The organism is Arthrobacter sp. CC3 (assembly GCF_039907775.1).
In the GTDB taxonomy this organism is placed as follows: Bacteria; Actinomycetota; Actinomycetes; order Actinomycetales; family Micrococcaceae; genus Arthrobacter.
On record NZ_JARCCY010000007.1, the window covers coordinates 141,579 to 158,786 of the forward strand.

Genomic DNA, 17,208 nt, shown 5'->3' on the forward strand with positions numbered 1-17,208 from the left:
AGCCATGCTTGCGTGGCTGCGATCGGCGTGATCCGAGCCACGTGAAGAAGACTTTTCGGGCCTGACACCAAGCCCGGAACGTTGAGCTTGGGCGTGTTAGCGCGCAGGCGCCGACCTACCAGATCTGTATGCCCGGAGTGTTAATGCGATGGCCTCATCGATGGGGGTTGCTGTGAGGCCTAGCCTGTCCGTGATTTTGCTGCGATGAATGGCTCCTCCAATTGATATTGCATTTCGAGGAGTCCACGGATGGTGGGGTTGAAGAGGCTGAGGCCGCGAAGGAGCGGCGGCGACATCGTTCGGAGCGTAGGTGCGTTCCATCTACCCGAACAGGGCCAGCATGACGAATGCCCGCCGGGCCATAGGCGAGTCATGTTCGGCGGTGTCGATGGCGAGGGGTCAGCCAGGGTCCGGGCACCCACGCCGCGCTCTTTGAGGTCGTGGACCATATTTAGGGTGTCCCGGCCTGTGCGGCCAAGCCGGTCTAGGGTGTGCACGATCAGGACGTCACCCCCGCGCGTGGGTCAGTGCTTCCTAGAGTCCGGGGCGGGCCGTGGCGGGCTCCGCATTCTTGTCCACGAAGATGTGTTCGCTCTCGGTGCCGGAGGCCGCCAGGGCGTCCAGCTGCCGAGCCAGATATTGTTTCGCAGTCCATACCCTGGCATAACCAATGTCCATCCTAGAACCGTACCGAATGTTGTAGCCGTGACGGGTGATTGTGGCGTGAGTTTTGGGACAACTTACGGGACAGTCAGGTTACGCGGCAATCCGCGGCTCCCGAGCAGTGGGGGAGTCTCCCATCGAGGCTGGCCCGCAACCAAGGAAGTGGAACATCTAGTGTGTTGGTGAGCCAGTCCAAGTGGCACCCGGTAAATTTTGGGGATGCCTACCGAAATATCTGAAATTGCTGCGCGCCTGGGAATCGACCTTGGTACTGAACAGGCTAAAGATCGACTGCTAACGGCTATCGATAGTGAACTCAAGGACCTGCAAGTGCCCCAGCCCACCGAAGTCCAGCACGAACGGCAAGTTGCTCTGATGAAGGCACGTGCCGAACTTAGAGGCGCAGGGAACAGCCATACCGATCCGTCTACGGATCTAGTTCCCCTATCGCTTGTCAGTCAGCTGGTGGCAACCATTCAGACGGGCGCGGCGAAGGAGCCGATGGGCACGGCGCCCCGGCCGGACCCAACCCTGACTATGAGGACAAACGTCAAAGCCGCAGCGACCCAGGCCTCGGCTGATTTTTCAAAGGCTCGCTCATGGCCGTTTGCCACGGCAGGTGCACTATTGGTCTCGGTCTACGGGCTCAGGACGTACTTCAACGTCGGTGATTTGCAGCTCCCCTCGGAACTCTTCTACCCGTTTCTGGGCGTAGCAGCGTTCGCGATTGTTGTTGGCTTTGGCTTGTCCACAGCGGCCCAGCGGCGAGCCACCCTTTTCTTGCGGAGGCTCTACGACCCAGATGTCCAGGAAGAGGCATTGAACCGTCTGAGCGAAGAATCGGGAGACTTCTTCGGCAGCCATGGGGAGCGGGAGTTTGTTGGCCGCGACCGCCATGGAAGGTCACCCCGGGCTGTGGACGATGGCGGTGGCGTAATCATCAACCGGCCCATGTACCGGGATGCTCTGCAGGGTACCGCTCACGGTGGACGCTCGGACCTCATAAGCCTTCTGTCCACGGTAGACCTAGAGGCGGCGGCTGATGACGCCGCGGGATTGGCCTTGGACCGTCTTAGCGATCTGAAGATAGTAGAGCCAGTCGTTTACCAGCGCCGCCAAGCGTTTCGGCTCGTACCAGAGCGGCCCGTGGAACGAAGGTGACTAGAACGACGGCCGGGGGAGGATATTGGCGCGCAGGACCGGCAGCAGAAGCGCTGATGAACGGCAACCTAGACGACGCATCCATCCATTGGCTGCAAACCAACTTCCTCAAAACCGAACTCGAACTCGGCCACTGCCTCCGGCTGCCAGCGGAAGGACCATGCGAATGCGAACTCATGCTCTCCTGCCCAAAATTCCTCACAACCACGGAGTATGCTCCGAGGCCGCTCACGGCTTGAGCGTGAAGATGAACTCATAACTGACGCCCAGCTTCGGGGATGGCCCGGGAAGCTGAACGTCACCAAGCTACACAGCCGAATTAGGCAACTGCTTGATGACCTTGGTGGGAATTCCGGCACTCGTGGATAGGCACGCCACAACTCGGTAATACCTAGCTCCCAGGCTCGGACGGGCGCAGGTCGCTTTGCTCAAGAACAATTAGCTCCAATTGGGCTTCCTTGCATAAGCCTTCCGCGAGGCGCCGGGTTTCGTCAGATATCTGATCCGTAGCCGCCATGAGATAGACGTCAGCGTTGAGCCTCCGAGCGACACCCACATCCTTTTCAAGCTGCTGAGCTGTGAATTCAGATGCGGAAGTCTTCACTTCGCCGACGACGTATCGCCCGCCATAGAGGCCGATAACGTCAGCTTCGTTCTTTGATCCGTCCTCAAAAACCACATCAACTCCAGGTAAGAAATAGGAGTGGGCTTCTCGTTGAGTCAGTGCCGCAATCGTGAGCAGGTGGGGAAATACGCCTTGATCGCTGGCACGGTCAACCAGGCCGTCAAGTCGATAGAAAACAGTTGGTCCGGTACCCGTGCCTGTGTAGCGCTGGGTGTCGTCGCAGGCAGGGCACGTTGCCCCTGACTTCGTAAGCACTGAGTCGAGCTCCAAGAAGCTCGAGGAGTGGCAGGTCGTGCACTTGATCTCCAGCCCGCGCTCGGCCCATCCAAGCTCACAAAGACGCTCTAGCGCCGTGGCTGCGACAGCACCCCTGAGACCGGAAATTCCGGACACGTTCTTGTAGGTCCTTTTCCCTTGGACCGCCCAACCTTGGGCTACTTCCATAATCTGCGGGGTCAGTTCTCCCTCACCTATTATCTGAGTTAGCTCGCGAATGAGACTCTTGGAGCGCGGCGTTGTCATTGCCCGGATTGTCTCGAATAAGTCTGGCTCAAGGAGGGCCTGTACTTCCCCCTCGCGCCGATGGAATGCCGCCGCGAGGCTCCCCTTGTCAGACATTGAATAGCTGACCTTGTCTCTAAGAAGTGATTTCAAGACCTCGGGAAGCCGCGGAACATTCAACTCCAACCGGTACTTGTCATTGGTGTAAACACCTACTTGGAGAGAGTTGTCACGCCACCTTGCATCCGGCGCGATGAGCGAAGCCACTTGCTGGCGTCGCGGTAACCCATCGAACATTTGGCTTTCTAGCCGGATCAGCGTCGTCCCTGCGGTGTTAAAGGCAACTGGGGAATCGAAGGTCACTGAACTGGGACGTCCGGTGAAAAAGTGCGCGTCCCCCCTGGAAACAACACCGTAGCGCCGGTCGAAGTTGGTATATCTGCTGAGGCGAAAGTTGACGCAATAGGAGTAGGGAGCCTTGCGTCGCTCAGTCGTAACAGGGAATCTCATCGACCCCTTGATGTCAGTATCCTCGGACAGCTGAAGCTGAAGCCCCTGAGCCAGTTCGTGCAGTTTTGCCTCGGGAGTACTCCGGCTGGTGATGATCACATCAATTGAAAACTCGTTCGGCCGCTCTAGACTCGCCAGTAGTTGTTTGTCGAAGCTCTCCCAGTAGAGGACATCTTCGAACGGCAGCAAGATGATCGGCATCCTTGCAAACGTCCGAGGCCCTAGGGCGCGGGTGTTCCAAAAATGCCAGCTGTCCTCTAAATCATCGCCGGTAGTGACCCACAGGATCGTTGGGGCACTAAACGGCCCTGGACTTGCGTAGGTCCCGTCCAACGAGACCATGGTCCTGTCTAACCAGGTGCTTCCGCGCAATTGGGCCCGCCCAATACCATCAGCCGTCTCGGTCATGGACAAGCCTGGGCCCAGATCGGGCATCGATGCCAAGTGCTCGTCGGACAGTTCACCAGCGGCAACTGCCTGCCACAGCTCCCCAGAAGGTCGGCTAGCAGCCCATAAGGTTGGGTGGACGGGGGCGTCCACCCAACTCGGATGACAAGACATACTGGTTGTCCCGTAACGATCAATATGGGCTATGGGGACACATGGCAGGCCGAGCTGCGAGGAGGCAGCTTGGGCCTCATCCTCGGTCAAATCAATGTTTACGAGCCCGTCTACGCCTGAGATCGATGCAACATCGTTGACCCAGTCCTCCAGCTGACCGTCATCGCCTACCGGAAGAATGGGTTCGGTGGCTCCACCCCATCTGGTACAGGCTTCCTGAACGGCTCGGCGGAAACCATCGCGGCTGCCAGCTCGCACGAGGTACGCTGCCCGGGCAGGAGCAACGATTGCTACTACGGGCATCAGGCCTTGATATTCGACATCCTTCACAGGCACAGTGTTGCATCCCAAACGGTGAGTCACGTCATCGGGGTGGCAGGAAAGGATCAGGGCAGCGCCTGGTCATTGCATCAGGCGCTGACCAGACACGGATGTCCACATAATTGAAGGCGACGAGGACGCCATCGAGGAACTCGAGTCCGTCATCAGGGACGACCCCGACTACTTCGACCACATCGCGCAGAAGCTCCGAGACGACCGGGAATCCAAAGCCCAGCTCGCCACACTGATCGAAGAGCTCATCGCCCAGGGCAAGGCCATCGTCGAAGACGCCGGACACTAAGCGGAAGAGGAAAACCTGTTCGTGTCTGCGGCCCAAGCGGGAAGACGGTGAACCGGCCACTGACGAGGACGCCAACGCCTACCTGATCAGCACCGACTACCGGGGCAATCACAACGCCACGCCTGTCATCAGCGAATGGAAGGAACTGGGCTTCACCCCGAAGTACGAACGCTACGACGGCAGCACCCAAGCGCAGACGGGACCGATGACCGAGGAACAGAAGGCCGAGAGGAAGACCCTGATCGCCAACAACAAGGCCATGGAATCCGCCACGAAGGTCCGCCGTGAAGGGTCAAGAACCTACTGGCCCGCAAAACCCTGCCCAAGCGTAGGCAGTCGTACGGAGCCTGTGCACAGCCACCGCGGATCCATGGCGACGTGTGCGAGGTGGTGTGTGCTGGCGGTCCGGTGGGTTCCGTCGTCCATCTCTGTGCGGGAAAAGCCCATAAGGCCCAGGACTTTGGCCTGCTCTGGACATGTCCAGAGCATAAGCGTTCAATGGAATTGTGGCGCCTCTTGATGGTCCAGGAGGAGCGGACCGATAAATCAGATGACGACCGTACGGCACAAGTCGGCGGCCGCAGGATGGGGTTCCGATGGACGGCACAGCTTCTGCCAAGAATTCGCCGGCGCGATGCGCTGCAGTGGGTTTCCTCGCACTCAATCTGCCGAGCCGTCTTTCGTTGGAACGGCTGATAGCGATTGTTGAGAACCTCCGGAATCGGCGGATCGAGGTCGACGTTTCCGAGTCCCTAAACGGAGGATCGGTCTGCGGGCTGTGGCTGTCCACGGACAACACGGAGATAATCCTGCACGCACCGACGCCGTCGGCACTTCATCGCCAGCAGTTCATCCTTCACGAACTGGGCCATATGGTACTCCGCCATGACGAGCTGGTGGTGTCCTCGAACTATGCGGAGACGCTGTTTCCGAACCTGTCCGGCGAGAAGGTGTCGAGGATCCTGGGGCGAAGTGACTTCCTGGACCATATCGAGGCAGCTGCCGAAACCTTGGCGGATCTCTTTGCCGCTGCAATCCGGGACAGCAGCCTCGAGCCGCGGTCATTTGAACGGATCTTCGGATGATCCAGGAAATTTCCGCAGTCGTGATCTGGTGTTTGGCGCTATGCCTCCTGCCGGATCTGAAGCGGCGCAAAGACAAGAGCATCCTGGTGGCAGCCGTAACCATCGCCACTGCACTCACGCTCAACGTTGACCGAATCTACATTGCGGGGGACCAGGTACTCGGGAACCGCAACCTGCTTGACCTTCTTGCCAACATCTTCATGGTTGTCGGTATCTATTTCCTGTCCCGTGCGATCCTGCGCGCCACCGACGTCAGGGAGACCGTGGGCATCCACAACAGGGCCGGGCAATCGGTTCTCGGGATTGTGATTATGGCCCTGATTGTCAGCTTCAGCCTGGTTGATGCTCCGGGAACTTCCACCGCCTTCATGAGGGACTTCGGCGGTCAGTGGCCGGCGGCCGTTTACTCGAGTGTTCAGTTCCTCTACATCGGCGTTGTCGTGGCCATCACCGGCTTTACCTGTTTCAGGTTCCGCAGCGAGATGGCAAGACCGTACTTCCGCGTCGCTTTTGTATTCATCGGCGTGGGCTGCGCTCTGGCTGTGGTGCTGGTCCTGGCCGTGCTGGGAATGGACGTTCTTCATCTCATGGGGCAGCTTGATGCGATGACGCGTCTCTCCTACGTCTATGACGCCGCATTGGTGGGCGCCATGGTTTTCCTCTGCGTGGGCCTGGCCTTGCCGCCCGTAGCACGTAGGCTGGAGCGGAGATCTGATGCCCGGGCGGCAGCTCTTCTCGTTGAGCGACTATTTGGGGTCTGGGACAGAATCACATCGGAGCGATCCGAGATCCGCTTAGATTTGACTCAAACTGCGATGGACCGCCACGATGCACCCAAGCGGCGGCTGCATCGCATGTTGGTGGAGATCCAGGACGCACTGTTCGTCGATCCGCACCTTGCCCAATTTCTGAGTCAGAATGATTTGGTTGTGCTCCGAGAAGCGGAGCAGCACCTCGGGGCCCGGTTGGCAGCATCCGGACATCGACCACTGCGGCTGTCACGGAAAGGGGACACGACTCCGTGACCGACAGCGACGCTGGGATCCCGGAACAGCCGCAGGCGAAACTCGCGCGGAAGCTGAATCTCCTCTTGGATCTTTTTGAGGCACAGGGTTCAGCGCCCCTGACATATCCGCAAATAAGCAAGCACATGTCGGACCGCGGAACGCCGTTGTCCCGCTCCCGCTGGGCCTACATGCGTGCCGGCGACAGTTCCCTGGCGGCGGACCCAAAGCTCTTGCAGAACCTCGCCGAATTCTTCGGCGTTGATCCCAAATATCTTTTAGACGACGACGGCGATGTACCCGACTTGGTGGAGGCACAGCTCGAACTACTCCGCACCCTGCGGGAAAACCGCGTGAGAAACTTTGCGGCGAGACAACTGCAGGGGATTTCGCCGGAGACATTACTGCGCCTACGCAAGGTCATAGACGAACGCTTGAAAGCTCCCGAGGACGACGCCGATGCGTAGGGCCGCCATAGCCGTGGCCATAGGCTGTGGCATTGCCGGCGCTGCTGCCCTCCTCGCCGCAACCTACTTTGCCCGGCAAGTTGTGGTGCCTAAGAGGCAGAGGAAGGAAGATCTGCAAATCCGTCGGGTGTTCCGCGCCGCCGACGCAACGCTGATGGTGGAGTTGCCGGCGTCGGCACGGACGACGGCTCCGGGCCGCTACAGCATCTGGTTTGCCAACGGCACAGGACATGCCTGCATTGGAGAGGTCGTGTCCTCTGACGATGCTGCGGAGACGGTAACCCGCCGCGTTGAACGTGTTGACTCCGGCGATCTCGGGTCCGCCAAGGTCGGCATTTGGAGCGGATACGTCTATGCGACGCCGGAACCGTTGGGGCTGCCATACTCCGACGTTCAGATTCCTGTAGAGAACGGCATGGCGCCCGCCTGGAACTTCACACCGACAGACGCCTCGCGGGATGCTTCCACGTGGGCCATCCATATCCATGGCCTGGGCGGATCGAAAGCCGGCGCGCTCCGCGGCGTGCCCGTTGCGGACCGACTGGGATACACATCCTTGGTTGTCTCACTCCGGAACGACAGGGATTCGCCTGGTTCTTCGGACGGCAGATATCACCTGGGGCTGACCGAATGGCACGACGTTGAAGCTGCGGTTTCTTATGCCGTCGGGCAAGGTGCACGCCAGATAGTGCTTTTCGGCTGGTCCCTCGGTGCCTCGATCGCTCTGCAGCTGGCGGCATCTTCGGAGTTTCGGGACCTCATCGCCCGGCTCGTCCTCAACGCTCCCGTTGTTGACTGGAGCGGCACGCTGGTGGCCAACGCCCGGTCCAGTGGGCTTCCCAGCTGGGTTGCCCGGCTCGGACTGCAGATGCTGGGTTTAGCCGGAGCGCGCTGGGTCACGGGCTTGGACGCTCCCTTGGACTTTCTTGCCCTGGACTTCTTGGCACGAGCGGACGAACTCAGTGTCCCCATTCTTGTTATCCACAATGAAGGGGACCGCTCGACCCCGTTTGCCATTTCCCGCGAATTCGTCAGCCGGCGCCCCGAGTTGGCAACGCTGCTCACGTTCCCCCACGCGGAGCATACGCAGGAATGGAATTCCGACCCGGACGGCTGGGACGCGGCGGTGGAGAACTGGCTCCGGAACGTCCCGCCGTCGTCGTCCGTGTCCCTATGACTGCGGGCCTACGAGGCTTCGAGGCCCCAGGGCCGGAAGGCCCGGTCTTTGTCCATGTTCCAGCCGGCGACCATTCCGGAGCCGATCATTAGGTCACTGAGCCTGGCCAGACGGTAGGCGGGGTCGGCTTCGAGGGCGAGTTGCAGGAACTGGTGGGCTTTGCTGCCGCGGCCTTCCCACCAGTTGACGAAGGCAATGGCGGTGAGGATAGGCGCGGAGTGTCTGGTGCTGCTGTGCGTGTACGCGTGGAGCAGCAGCTGCTGTGCCCATTCGACCCGGGACCATTGCGGCCCGCCGGCTGTTTGGGCCAGGAGAACCCGGTCCATCGGTTCGTCGATTCCCGGGATGTCGGCCATGAGCTGGTCGCGGATGGCGGGGGCCTGGAAGTTGGCGATCAGTTTGATGGTCTGGTCGTCGTTGGGATAACTAATCGCGTCGAGCATGCCGTCCCAGAGTGTCCTGGCTTGTTCGAGGGCTTCGGCCGGGTTCATCGTGTGGATTGCTTTGACGCGGTTCTCGACGGCGTCTGCTGTGCGGTTTTCTTTTGTGGAGGCTGGCAGGGTGATGTGGTTGGTTGGTGCGATGGTGCTGCCGCGGTAGACGAATTCGGCGTTGATCTGGCTGGACTGGGTCGCCTTCAGCGGCAGTGTGAGTCCGTCGTGGGGAGCGCCGTCGTACGGGGAGACGGTGTTGTCTCCGACGAGGAGGCCGTCGCGGATGGTCATTCCGCGTTCGGCCAGTGCGCACGTTAGTGCTGCGATGGTTGCTGCGTGCGGTTTGGGTTGCCCGGGCTTTTGGGGTTCGGAGGTGTAGACGGCGAAGAGCACGCTGGCGGCGCTGGTGTCGTGGGCGAGGTAGTCGGCCACGGTGCGGGCGTATCTGAGTCCGCCCTCGCGTGCCGGGAGGTCTACCCTGAGGGTTGCGCCGACGCGGTTGTTGTCCAGGGTGATGCACACGAGGCTCTCCTGCGGCCAGAACCCGAGGGTGTGCCCGACGAAACTGAGGACGTCGGCTGGGGTTTTGATGGTCAGCGGTTCCATGGTCCTTCTCCTTCAGCGACTGGCGGGCACCGGATGTGTCTGTCAGATTCAGTGCGTCGTTCTGATACACGGAGTCGCCGCTGGCTTTGAGGGTCCGGAGTGCAACTTGGGGAACCGGGAACGATCCAAAGTTCCGCGAGGAAATAAGCGACGGGGGAGCGCCGAACGAAACTTTGGATCGTGACCGGCGCGTAGCGCCCTGGTTGCGTGGAGGACCCGCCCAGCGATGATGGGGATCAGAATGACAAACAGCGAAGTTGCTTCTGGTGGTTCATGGAGGTGGGGGAGCGGGGCGGCATGACGCCTCCGTCCAGTTAGCGGAACCCAGAAGGTGGGATGCAAATTTCCAATGGAGACAGTCGGTCGGAACTCGGGTGAAATCGACGCCAGTGTCAGCAGAGAAATGGATATGCGGGCGGGTCAACCCGCGAAGCAGCGTCCGGTTGTGCTCTCGCCGGCTCCGTTTGCGCCCTTGATCCCGTGATCACACGTGCTGACTAACACCGGGATCGTCTCCCTAGAAGGTGATCCTGCGAGTGGCTGGAAGGTTCTTCACTGGGACGGCAGCCCCGCGGGTGGCCCTGCCGCAGCCGATCTGACAGCTGAGGACCTCCCCGGCCATGACGTGTCATAGACGCCTACTTGTTTAGTATTCCCATGTTCGACCAAAAGTCCGCGAATCTTACTCGTGACAGTGATCCTGTTCGCGACCATCGCCCTCGTCCGAGCAGCGGTCGCGAACCTGGAGTTCATGACTATTTCCCACCGAGATCCGTGCCTCCGGACTGTGAATCATCGCCGCCGGCAGCCGCATTGGCTCAGCCACCAACAAATTCCTACTGCTACTGAATTTGGTTCTGCCTCTAGTTCCTCTGTCAAGCGACGAGGATGGGCGTGCTGGCTGCGGAGGTTTTGTGGTCGTCGATCAGGGGCCAGGTATACGACGTCGGATAGTCGGCGTTTGAGGATACGCAGTGCTTCCATGCCGCCGTCTCCGCCTGCTTTGCGGCGGGCCAGGCGCTCTCGCGCGCCGGAATGCAGCGGGCCTGGTGACCGCGATCCGGTGTAGCGCCGCGTACAGCTGTCTGTTCCCGGTTCGGGAGAGTCGGTGCCGGGCCTTGTTCGAAGACCACGCCGGCATCGGGGCAGTGCCGTTATGGCGCGCGTAGGCGTCCTTCAAGCGGAACCGCGTAAAGCCGGGGGTCTAGCCAGGATCTTCGCCGCCGTCAAGGACCCGCCGCCGACGATCGCCAGCAGTGCCGGAGCGATGACTGGGATCCGGCGGCTGAGTTCGGCTTTGAGTTCAGCGATCTCCTAGGTTGGGCGGTGAGATGGGTGAGGAGCCGTTGAGCGAGGTCGGCGACGATCCCCGAGAAGTCGTCCAGGTGGATTTTGATGCGTGCAAACGCGCTGGCCCGGTCGAAGTTGGCCGGGGCTGCCCATACAGGATCGAGCTCGTGCAGGTGCCGGCGGAGCCGGCTGATCACGCGGGTTCGTTCAGTGACGAGGTCCTCGCGGTGGACGACCAGGAGGCGGCTCACGCGTTCGGCGCCGTCGGGACGGGCGTCGGGCAGATCGAGTTCTCGCGGGGCGGCACGTGCGATCGAGAGAGCGTCGATCGGGTCGGACTTGCCGAGCCTGCGGGCGCTGTCCCGAACATGGGACATCAGCTTCGGAGGCACCCGCACGACTTGTTCGCCCGCCGCGAGGAGGTTTCTTTCCAATCGTCGGCTCAGATACCGGCGGTCGTCGATCGCCCTGAGCCGTTCCTGATCATCATGCTTGTTCGCCCATGCCAACAGGGCGAGATGTTCGTTGCTGGTCTGCCGATCGTCTTGGCTGCGATCTGCCTGCCAACCGTGTCCGCGATCACGGCCGTGTGGGAGCGCTTGTGCGCATCGATTCCGATGATCGCCATGTTCTTGTCTCCGTTCCTTCTACGGGTCGGGGTGCATGACCGGTCGGTCGGCATATCCCAGTCAGGGGCGATGCCACGATCCTCTCAAGCCAGACCCGCCGGTCCCTCCGTGCCAGCCGGCCGCCCTGCAGTCATTAGGTGGGCGTTCGCTGTCCTTGCTGCTAGGCGCTTTTTGCAGCCGGTTTGTGGTGCAGGCTGCCTAGTTGGCCGCAGATCCGCTCTGCGGCGTCTTCGATCCCACGATCCGAGTTCAGCACGAGCCCGACTTCATCTGCTTCGAGCGGTTCGAGTGTTTCGAGTTGCGAGGTGAGGAGGGATACCGGCATGAAGTGCCCAGGGCGCAAGGTCATGCGGTCTCGCAACACCGGCGTCGCGACATTCAGCAGGACAAATGCCGTTGATGGGGCCATGGCGCGGATCGCATCCCGGTACACGCGTTTGAGGGCGGAGCAAGCCACGACAGTGCCGTTCGAGGACTCGGCGGCAAGAGCGGCCCCCACGAGTTGAAGCCAGGGCCACCTGTCTTCATCCATTAGAGGAGTGCCTGCCGTCATTTTCTTCACATTGGCAGGCGGATGTAGGGAGTCGGAGTCTATGAAGTCTGCACCGATGCGTGCTGCCAGTGCAGCGCCGACGGTGGACTTGCCAGCACCAGAGACGCCCATGACGACAATTGCCCGGGTCACTAAAGCTTCCCTTGACTCTCGGTTCCCGCGGGGATGGCTCCCAAGCGGGTGACCTCCACCGGGGTTTCAAGCAGTCCTTCAAGTGAAGCATTGAGTCGTTTAACGGCCTCCCCTTCGCCGTGAGCATCGAGCAGTTCGGTGGATTCCCACTTTTCAATCATGACAATCTGGCCGTTTGGTGCTTCGTGGATGGCGTAGAGCAGGCAGCCCGGCTCCTGGTGGACTTCGGCGATGGCGGGGGAGAGTGCCTCGACGACCTTGCCGAAAGCGCCGCCTATTGGAGTGAAAATTGCGGTGACGATGATGGACATCAGTGTCCTGCTCTTTCTGCGTGTCATAGGACGAATGGAATGGAATACACGATCAGCGTGCTCGCAACACGCCAAGGGACTACGCCCGTGGCTTTATTTGTGGTCGCAATGGATCGTGGTACAAAAGTGTAACCGATACCACTTTGGGTTCAAAGCTCCTGGGAGGGATAGAGCCGCGAGGCACGTCCGAACATTTGGGGCCCACTTTGCCTGCGTCCGCTGCGAAAGGCCGCAGGGGTGACCACCCCGCGCTGCCGGAGTTTAGAGTTGCGGCGGCTCTAAGAGTTGTCTTGCGACATCCGCGTCCGTTATGAGCACATTGATCCACCCGCCGGTGACGGCGCCACGGATGGCGTCCAGTTTCCGCATGCCCCCGGCGACCCCTACGCGCCGCGGCACTCTCATCATGGCTTCCGCACCAATGGAGATCACCCTGTCTTCCATCGCGGGCTTCATGGGTTGACCATTTATGTCGAAGAAGCGCAAACATATCTCTCCGACGACGCCGGCCCGCGACAGTTCGCCTTCTTCCGCTCTGCTCAGCGCATTTCCACTGGCCTGCCACAGGGGGGAGGCCGGGAATGTTCCGACTCCAACCAGCAAGGTGGTCAGGCGGTCCCAGGCGTCCATGGAGGCCGCTACGGCAGGATCCCCCGTGAACGCTTCACGGATCTGCTGGTTTGCCACAAGGCCCGGGCAGCCCATGTAATAGGGCCTGGCTGATGTCAGTTCCGCGAGATGGGAGACAAGCCGCGTCGCTTGTATCTGGGCCTGCGGGCTCCCCACGCCTCCGATGAGTTGGATGACTTCGTTGGCGATCTTTCGTGGCCGTGAGCGCATTGCTTCAACGGTGTGCAGGAGCGTTGTGCTCCAGGAGGAGATCCCCACGTAATCGTCAGCATCGATGGTTGTTTCCAGGTAGGTGGCCGCGGATGAGCCCAATCGCATGCCCAGCGAAGCGCCGTCCATGACGTCTACGACGACAACCTCACGGAGCCCGTATTTCTCTTCCAAGGCCTTCTCAAGTCCCACGTAGATTCCCGCCGGCTGAACTATAGAGGTCCGCACGATACCCAGGTCAACAGCGTTCTTGAGGTAGCGCGAAACCCGAGCTTGGGAGAGTTTGAGTCGCTCGGATATCTCGCCCTGCGACAAGCCCTCCTCGTGGTAGAGCACGGCGATTTTGGTGAACAGCCGGAGCTGCTCAGTGCTCACCGACAAGAAAGACGAGGGTCCTGTGAGCTGTGTCATATTTCGTCACTTTCGTCGATTCATGAATATTTATGCAGCTGCGAATATGCATCCGATTGGCCGCGCTTATCACACCTTGGTCCGCGCCCAGCCGATCGGGACGATGGCGGTCGTCCGGGAGCCGCAAAACCCCTCACTGAATGAATATTCAGCACTGAAAAATTCTAGCCCTTAGACCGCTCTTTTCCTCTCAGTTGGAGCGGAAGGGCTCATAGACTTCCAACACCAGCCCAACTTCAGAGTCGAAGTTCCATCAGGAATTTCGATCGGCGTCCAAGGTTGGCCAAGTGCCTTCACGATCGAAAGCGAAACGAAGATGACAGATACTAAGTTCTCGACCCGCCTCAATTCCTTTGGGCTGGGTAAGGGCAAGAAGTACCCCAGCGGTGAAGATTCCGTGATCGACCTGATAGCCCTTGCCGGAAGTGTGAAGGGGCTGACGTCACTCGAGCTGAACTACCCGGAGCATTTTGGCCGGAATTCAGTCGACGAGATCAAGGCGGCCTTAGCCGAGGCAGGGCTTGATGTCCGCGGTATCCAGCTCCGGTGGCCGGCACCCGAGTTTTCCAACGGAGGGTTTACCAATCCCGATCCCGCACTGCGGGAAGCGGCCGTCGCAATGGTCAAGGAAGCCATCGGCCTGTGCCGGGAATTCGGCACCGACCATGTACTGCTCTGGCCGGCCCATGACGGCTACGAGTACCCCCTGCAGATGGACTACATGAAGTCTTGGAACTGGATGGTTGAAAGCCTCCAGGCTGTTGCCGACGTCGACCAGGAAATCCGTATCTCGATCGAGTACAAGCCCGCCGAGCCCCGTGGACGCACTATCCTCAATACCACTGGCGCCGTCATGAACCTCATCAAGGATTGCGATCGTCCGAACCTCGGCGTCACCTTGGACTTCGGACACCTGCTGATGGCCCGGGAGAACCCGGCGCAGTCTGCTGCCATGTGCCTGCGGGAGCAGAAACTATTCGGACTTCAGCTCAACGACTCCCATGGCGTGGCCGATGACGGCCTCGTGGTAGCGTCGATTCACTTCGCCGAGACACTCGAACTCGTGTACTACTTGCTCCGCGAGGGCTACCAGGGAACGTACTACTTCGATACCGATCCGGTTCGCGAGAACCCGGTCGCCGAATGCGAAATGAACATCGAGAGGATGGGGACCATCATCGATAAGGCCCGCGAGATGGTCCGGGACTACCCGGACCTCCCCAGCGGTGACGCGCTGCATTCGTCGTCCGTTTTGTGGTCGAAAGTCGTAGGTGTCTAGGTGCGGCCCACCGGTATCTGTGTCGTCGGGTCACTGAATGCGGATCTCATTGCCTACCTTGGCGGAGACGGGAGCGCCGCGAGCTATGTGACCGGGAAGAGCTTCGAAATGGCCGCGGGGGGAAAGAGCTTGAATGCCGCGATGAGCATTGCTTCGATGGATCCGACCGTGACGCTCGTGGGACGTGTCGGCGCTGACGATCTGGGCAACTTCATCACGGGCGCTCTCCGGGCGAGAGGCATCACAACCGACGGCGTCGTTCGCGACGACCGGATTCACACCGGCGTGGGGCATGTAAGAATCAATCCCGAGGGCGAATACGACACGGTCGTTGTTCCGGGAGCCAATGGGAATCTCTCACCGGCTGACATTGATGTCTTCCTCGAGGCCCATGCACCGCCGGCGTTTGTGGTGCTAAATCTTGAGGTGCCCCTTTCGACTGTGCGGCACGCAGCCATCAGGTTCCGTGAGCTTGGTTCAACCGTGGTGCTGAACCTCTCCCCAGTGCACGCGGAGGCGAGATCGCTCCTCCCGCTTGCAGACATCGTGGTCATGAATTTGAGCGAGGCCTGCCACGTCTTGGGCGCCCCCCAAAACACAGACGTATCGCTGCTCCTCACGGCTCTTCGGGAGGCAGGCGCCAAAACTCCCGTTCTGACACTCGGCGGAGGCGGGGTGGCCGCACTGTACGGCACTGAGTTCGTGGAGGCGGACGTCGAGCCGATCCCTGTTGTCAACTCAGTAGGGGCCGGCGACAGCTTCCTGGGGACAATGGTTCTGGCGATGGCCAATGACCACCCGTTCCCTGTGTGCCTCAGGGCTGCCAACGAGGCGGGCCGGCTGGTCTGCGGCCGTTCCGAATCGTTCCTCACACCCGCTGACGTCCAGCTCCTCGAGGAGGCGGTCGGCGTTACCTTGGCCAAAGCCCCCGCCGGATCGCCGGTCCGGTCGGAGAAAATCCGTGGCTGAAAGGCCGCCGGAGTGTGCGGCGTACGCCGCCCTCTAACAGTCACTCCGGTCTCCTGCGGGCCCCGGGACGCGCCCCGCGCCTCCGCCCTGTTTTAGCCCGGAATCAGGCCCTTCACCAGACTGTTTACAAGGCCAAAAAAATTGTGGTACAAAAGTGTAACCGATACCACATTTGATGGTCAGTATCAAAAATTTCTCGCCGCCACCGGGCGGCCAGTGAGCTCGGGCGATGTTCCTTCCCTGGACCGGACGCCCGTTAATCACAGCAAGAGTGCCGCCTGTTGCGGGCCTTCCAATGATGAAAGGAACTATCACAATGACAAGAATTCCTCGCACGGCCACCCAGCTCCTCGCCGCCACGGCAGCGGTGGCGTTGCTCGCGGCTTGCAGTGCCACTCCCGAGGGGCCCAGCGGTAAGTCGTCCCAGTCGGGAGACATCGCCAGCCTGGTTGATGCGTCTGCAAAGACGCCGATCAAGGATCTGACGACAAGCCTCGGCGCTCCGACCGGTTCGGCGGACACCAAGCTTTGCTACATCACCCGGACGCTGTCCAACGAATTCTGGGGATTTGAGCGCGACGGCTTCGAATCCGAGGCGAAGAAGCTGGGCGTCAAGTACCAGACATTTGATGTGACCGACGAGTCCTCCATCACTGAGCAGCTGGACAAGGCAAAGAGCGCCGCCAACCAGGGCTGCACCGCCCTGCTTGCCTCGCCCATCTCGGCGACGGGTCTGGACACGGTCTTCACCGATGCCCTCGCAAAGGGCACTCCTGTCGTCGTCCTGAACGATGCCAAGGGTACCGTGCCCGGCAGTGTCTATGTCGGTCCCGATGCGCTCACAATCGGTCAGACGGCTGCCGATTACATTGCAACGAAGCTCCCCGAAGGCGGCAAAGTCGCCATGATCGAAGGTGACCCGGGATCATCTAACGCCCTGAACCGCGGCGAGGGCTTCAAGACCGGACTTGCCAAGCATTCGAACCTGAAGTTGGTCGCCTCTCAGACGGCCAAGTGGGATCAGACCAAGGCCCAGGAAATCGCTTCGGCCATGCTTACGGCCAACCCGGACATCAAGGCGTTCTACTCCCAGAATGACGGTATGGCCCTAGGGGTCGCCGCCGCCATCGCGGCCAAGAACCTCACGGGCAAGGTCCTGCTGGTCGGAACCGACGGCATTCCTCAGGCTAAGAAAGAAATCCAGGCGGGCAACATGACCGCCACGGTGAGCGAGCAACCTGTCACCGAAGGCGCAAGCGGCGTGGATGCCGCACTGTGGCTCCTGGCCGGCAAGAAAGTACCCGGCTGGGTCGATGTTCCTGCCTTTATCATCGATTCCGCCAATGTCGGTCAGTACCCGACCGGAATGCCGTAAGGA

Annotated in this window: 15 protein-coding genes and 2 pseudogenes; 9 read left to right on the plus strand and 8 right to left on the minus strand. The window is 60.5% G+C overall.

Features of this window, described 5'->3' with window-relative positions; translation table 11 throughout:
• Positions 1-179 precede the first annotated feature (179 nt).
• Both PV761_RS06110 and PV761_RS06115 read right to left on the minus strand, forming a co-directional pair.
• Entirely contained in the window at positions 180-497 is a 318-nt protein-coding gene (locus PV761_RS06110) for a hypothetical protein (protein WP_347895177.1), read from the minus strand.
• Positions 498-534: 37 nt separating this feature from the next.
• Positions 535-678, minus strand: a complete 144-nt coding sequence (locus tag PV761_RS06115; RefSeq protein ID WP_347895179.1) for a recombinase family protein — start codon at positions 676-678, stop codon at positions 535-537.
• 204 nt (positions 679-882) lie between these two features.
• Here PV761_RS06115 and PV761_RS06120 point away from each other — a divergent pair, with 204 nt between their 5' ends.
• Positions 883-1,824, plus strand: a complete 942-nt coding sequence (locus PV761_RS06120) for a hypothetical protein (RefSeq protein ID WP_347895181.1) — start codon at positions 883-885, stop codon at positions 1,822-1,824.
• A gap of 391 nt (positions 1,825-2,215) precedes the next feature.
• On the opposite strand, the gene PV761_RS06125 is transcribed toward PV761_RS06120, so the two are convergent.
• Positions 2,216-4,351, minus strand: coding sequence for a hypothetical protein (locus PV761_RS06125; RefSeq protein ID WP_347895183.1), 2,136 nt, complete (start codon positions 4,349-4,351; stop codon positions 2,216-2,218).
• A gap of 888 nt (positions 4,352-5,239) precedes the next feature.
• On the opposite strand from PV761_RS06125, the gene PV761_RS06130 reads away from it, so the two are divergent.
• Genes PV761_RS06130 through PV761_RS06145 form a run of 4 tightly spaced genes read left to right on the plus strand, consistent with a single transcriptional unit; the run spans position 5,240 to position 8,376 of the window.
• Positions 5,240-5,728: a hypothetical protein gene (locus PV761_RS06130; RefSeq protein ID WP_347895185.1), complete on the plus strand. Its 489-nt coding sequence runs from the start codon at positions 5,240-5,242 to the stop codon at positions 5,726-5,728.
• On the plus strand, positions 5,725-6,753 hold the full coding sequence (locus tag PV761_RS06135) for a hypothetical protein (RefSeq protein ID WP_347895187.1): 1,029 nt from the start codon (positions 5,725-5,727) through the stop codon (positions 6,751-6,753). Before PV761_RS06130 ends, PV761_RS06135 begins: the two co-directional genes overlap by 4 nt.
• Positions 6,750-7,199, plus strand: coding sequence for a hypothetical protein (locus PV761_RS06140; protein ID WP_347895189.1), 450 nt, complete (start codon positions 6,750-6,752; stop codon positions 7,197-7,199). Before PV761_RS06135 ends, PV761_RS06140 begins: the two co-directional genes overlap by 4 nt.
• Positions 7,192-8,376 (plus strand): alpha/beta fold hydrolase, encoded by a 1,185-nt coding sequence (locus tag PV761_RS06145; RefSeq protein ID WP_347895191.1) that lies wholly within the window; start codon positions 7,192-7,194, stop codon positions 8,374-8,376. The genes PV761_RS06140 and PV761_RS06145 overlap by 8 nt, the downstream gene beginning before the upstream one ends.
• Positions 8,377-8,384: 8 nt before the next feature.
• Here the strand turns inward: PV761_RS06145 and PV761_RS06150 are convergent, their stop codons facing one another.
• A complete protein-coding gene (locus PV761_RS06150; RefSeq protein WP_347895193.1) occupies positions 8,385-9,416 on the minus strand; it encodes a DUF4192 domain-containing protein in 1,032 nt (343 codons plus the stop codon).
• Between the two features lie 487 nt (positions 9,417-9,903).
• Here PV761_RS06150 and PV761_RS06155 point away from each other — a divergent pair.
• A pseudogene (locus PV761_RS06155) lies at positions 9,904-10,050 on the plus strand (histidine phosphatase family protein); the annotation flags it as partial.
• A 592-nt stretch (positions 10,051-10,642) separates the two neighbouring features.
• Here PV761_RS06155 and PV761_RS06160 read toward each other — a convergent pair.
• From PV761_RS06160 to PV761_RS06175, 4 genes and pseudogenes are all read right to left on the minus strand, one after another.
• A pseudogene (locus PV761_RS06160) lies at positions 10,643-11,227 on the minus strand (transposase); the annotation flags it as partial.
• Between the two features lie 268 nt (positions 11,228-11,495).
• Complete coding sequence (locus tag PV761_RS06165) at positions 11,496-12,020, minus strand: gluconokinase (protein ID WP_347895195.1); 525 nt, start codon at positions 12,018-12,020, stop codon at positions 11,496-11,498.
• Positions 12,020-12,331: an antibiotic biosynthesis monooxygenase gene (locus PV761_RS06170; RefSeq protein ID WP_347895197.1), complete on the minus strand. Its 312-nt coding sequence runs from the start codon at positions 12,329-12,331 to the stop codon at positions 12,020-12,022. The genes PV761_RS06165 and PV761_RS06170 overlap by 1 nt, the downstream gene beginning before the upstream one ends.
• A 261-nt stretch (positions 12,332-12,592) precedes the next feature.
• Positions 12,593-13,582, minus strand: coding sequence for a sugar-binding transcriptional regulator (locus PV761_RS06175; protein WP_347895198.1), 990 nt, complete (start codon positions 13,580-13,582; stop codon positions 12,593-12,595).
• Between the two features lie 316 nt (positions 13,583-13,898).
• Here PV761_RS06175 and PV761_RS06180 point away from each other — a divergent pair, with 316 nt between their 5' ends.
• The 3 genes from PV761_RS06180 (at position 13,899) to PV761_RS06190 (ending at position 17,205) form a co-directional block, all read left to right on the plus strand.
• A complete protein-coding gene (locus PV761_RS06180; protein WP_347895199.1) occupies positions 13,899-14,861 on the plus strand; it encodes a sugar phosphate isomerase/epimerase family protein in 963 nt (320 codons plus the stop codon).
• Entirely contained in the window at positions 14,862-15,830 is a 969-nt protein-coding gene (locus PV761_RS06185; protein ID WP_347895200.1) for a PfkB family carbohydrate kinase, read from the plus strand.
• A 316-nt stretch (positions 15,831-16,146) separates the two neighbouring features.
• On the plus strand, positions 16,147-17,205 hold the full coding sequence (locus PV761_RS06190; protein ID WP_347895202.1) for a substrate-binding domain-containing protein: 1,059 nt from the start codon (positions 16,147-16,149) through the stop codon (positions 17,203-17,205).
• The last annotated feature ends 3 nt before the right edge of the window (positions 17,206-17,208 follow it).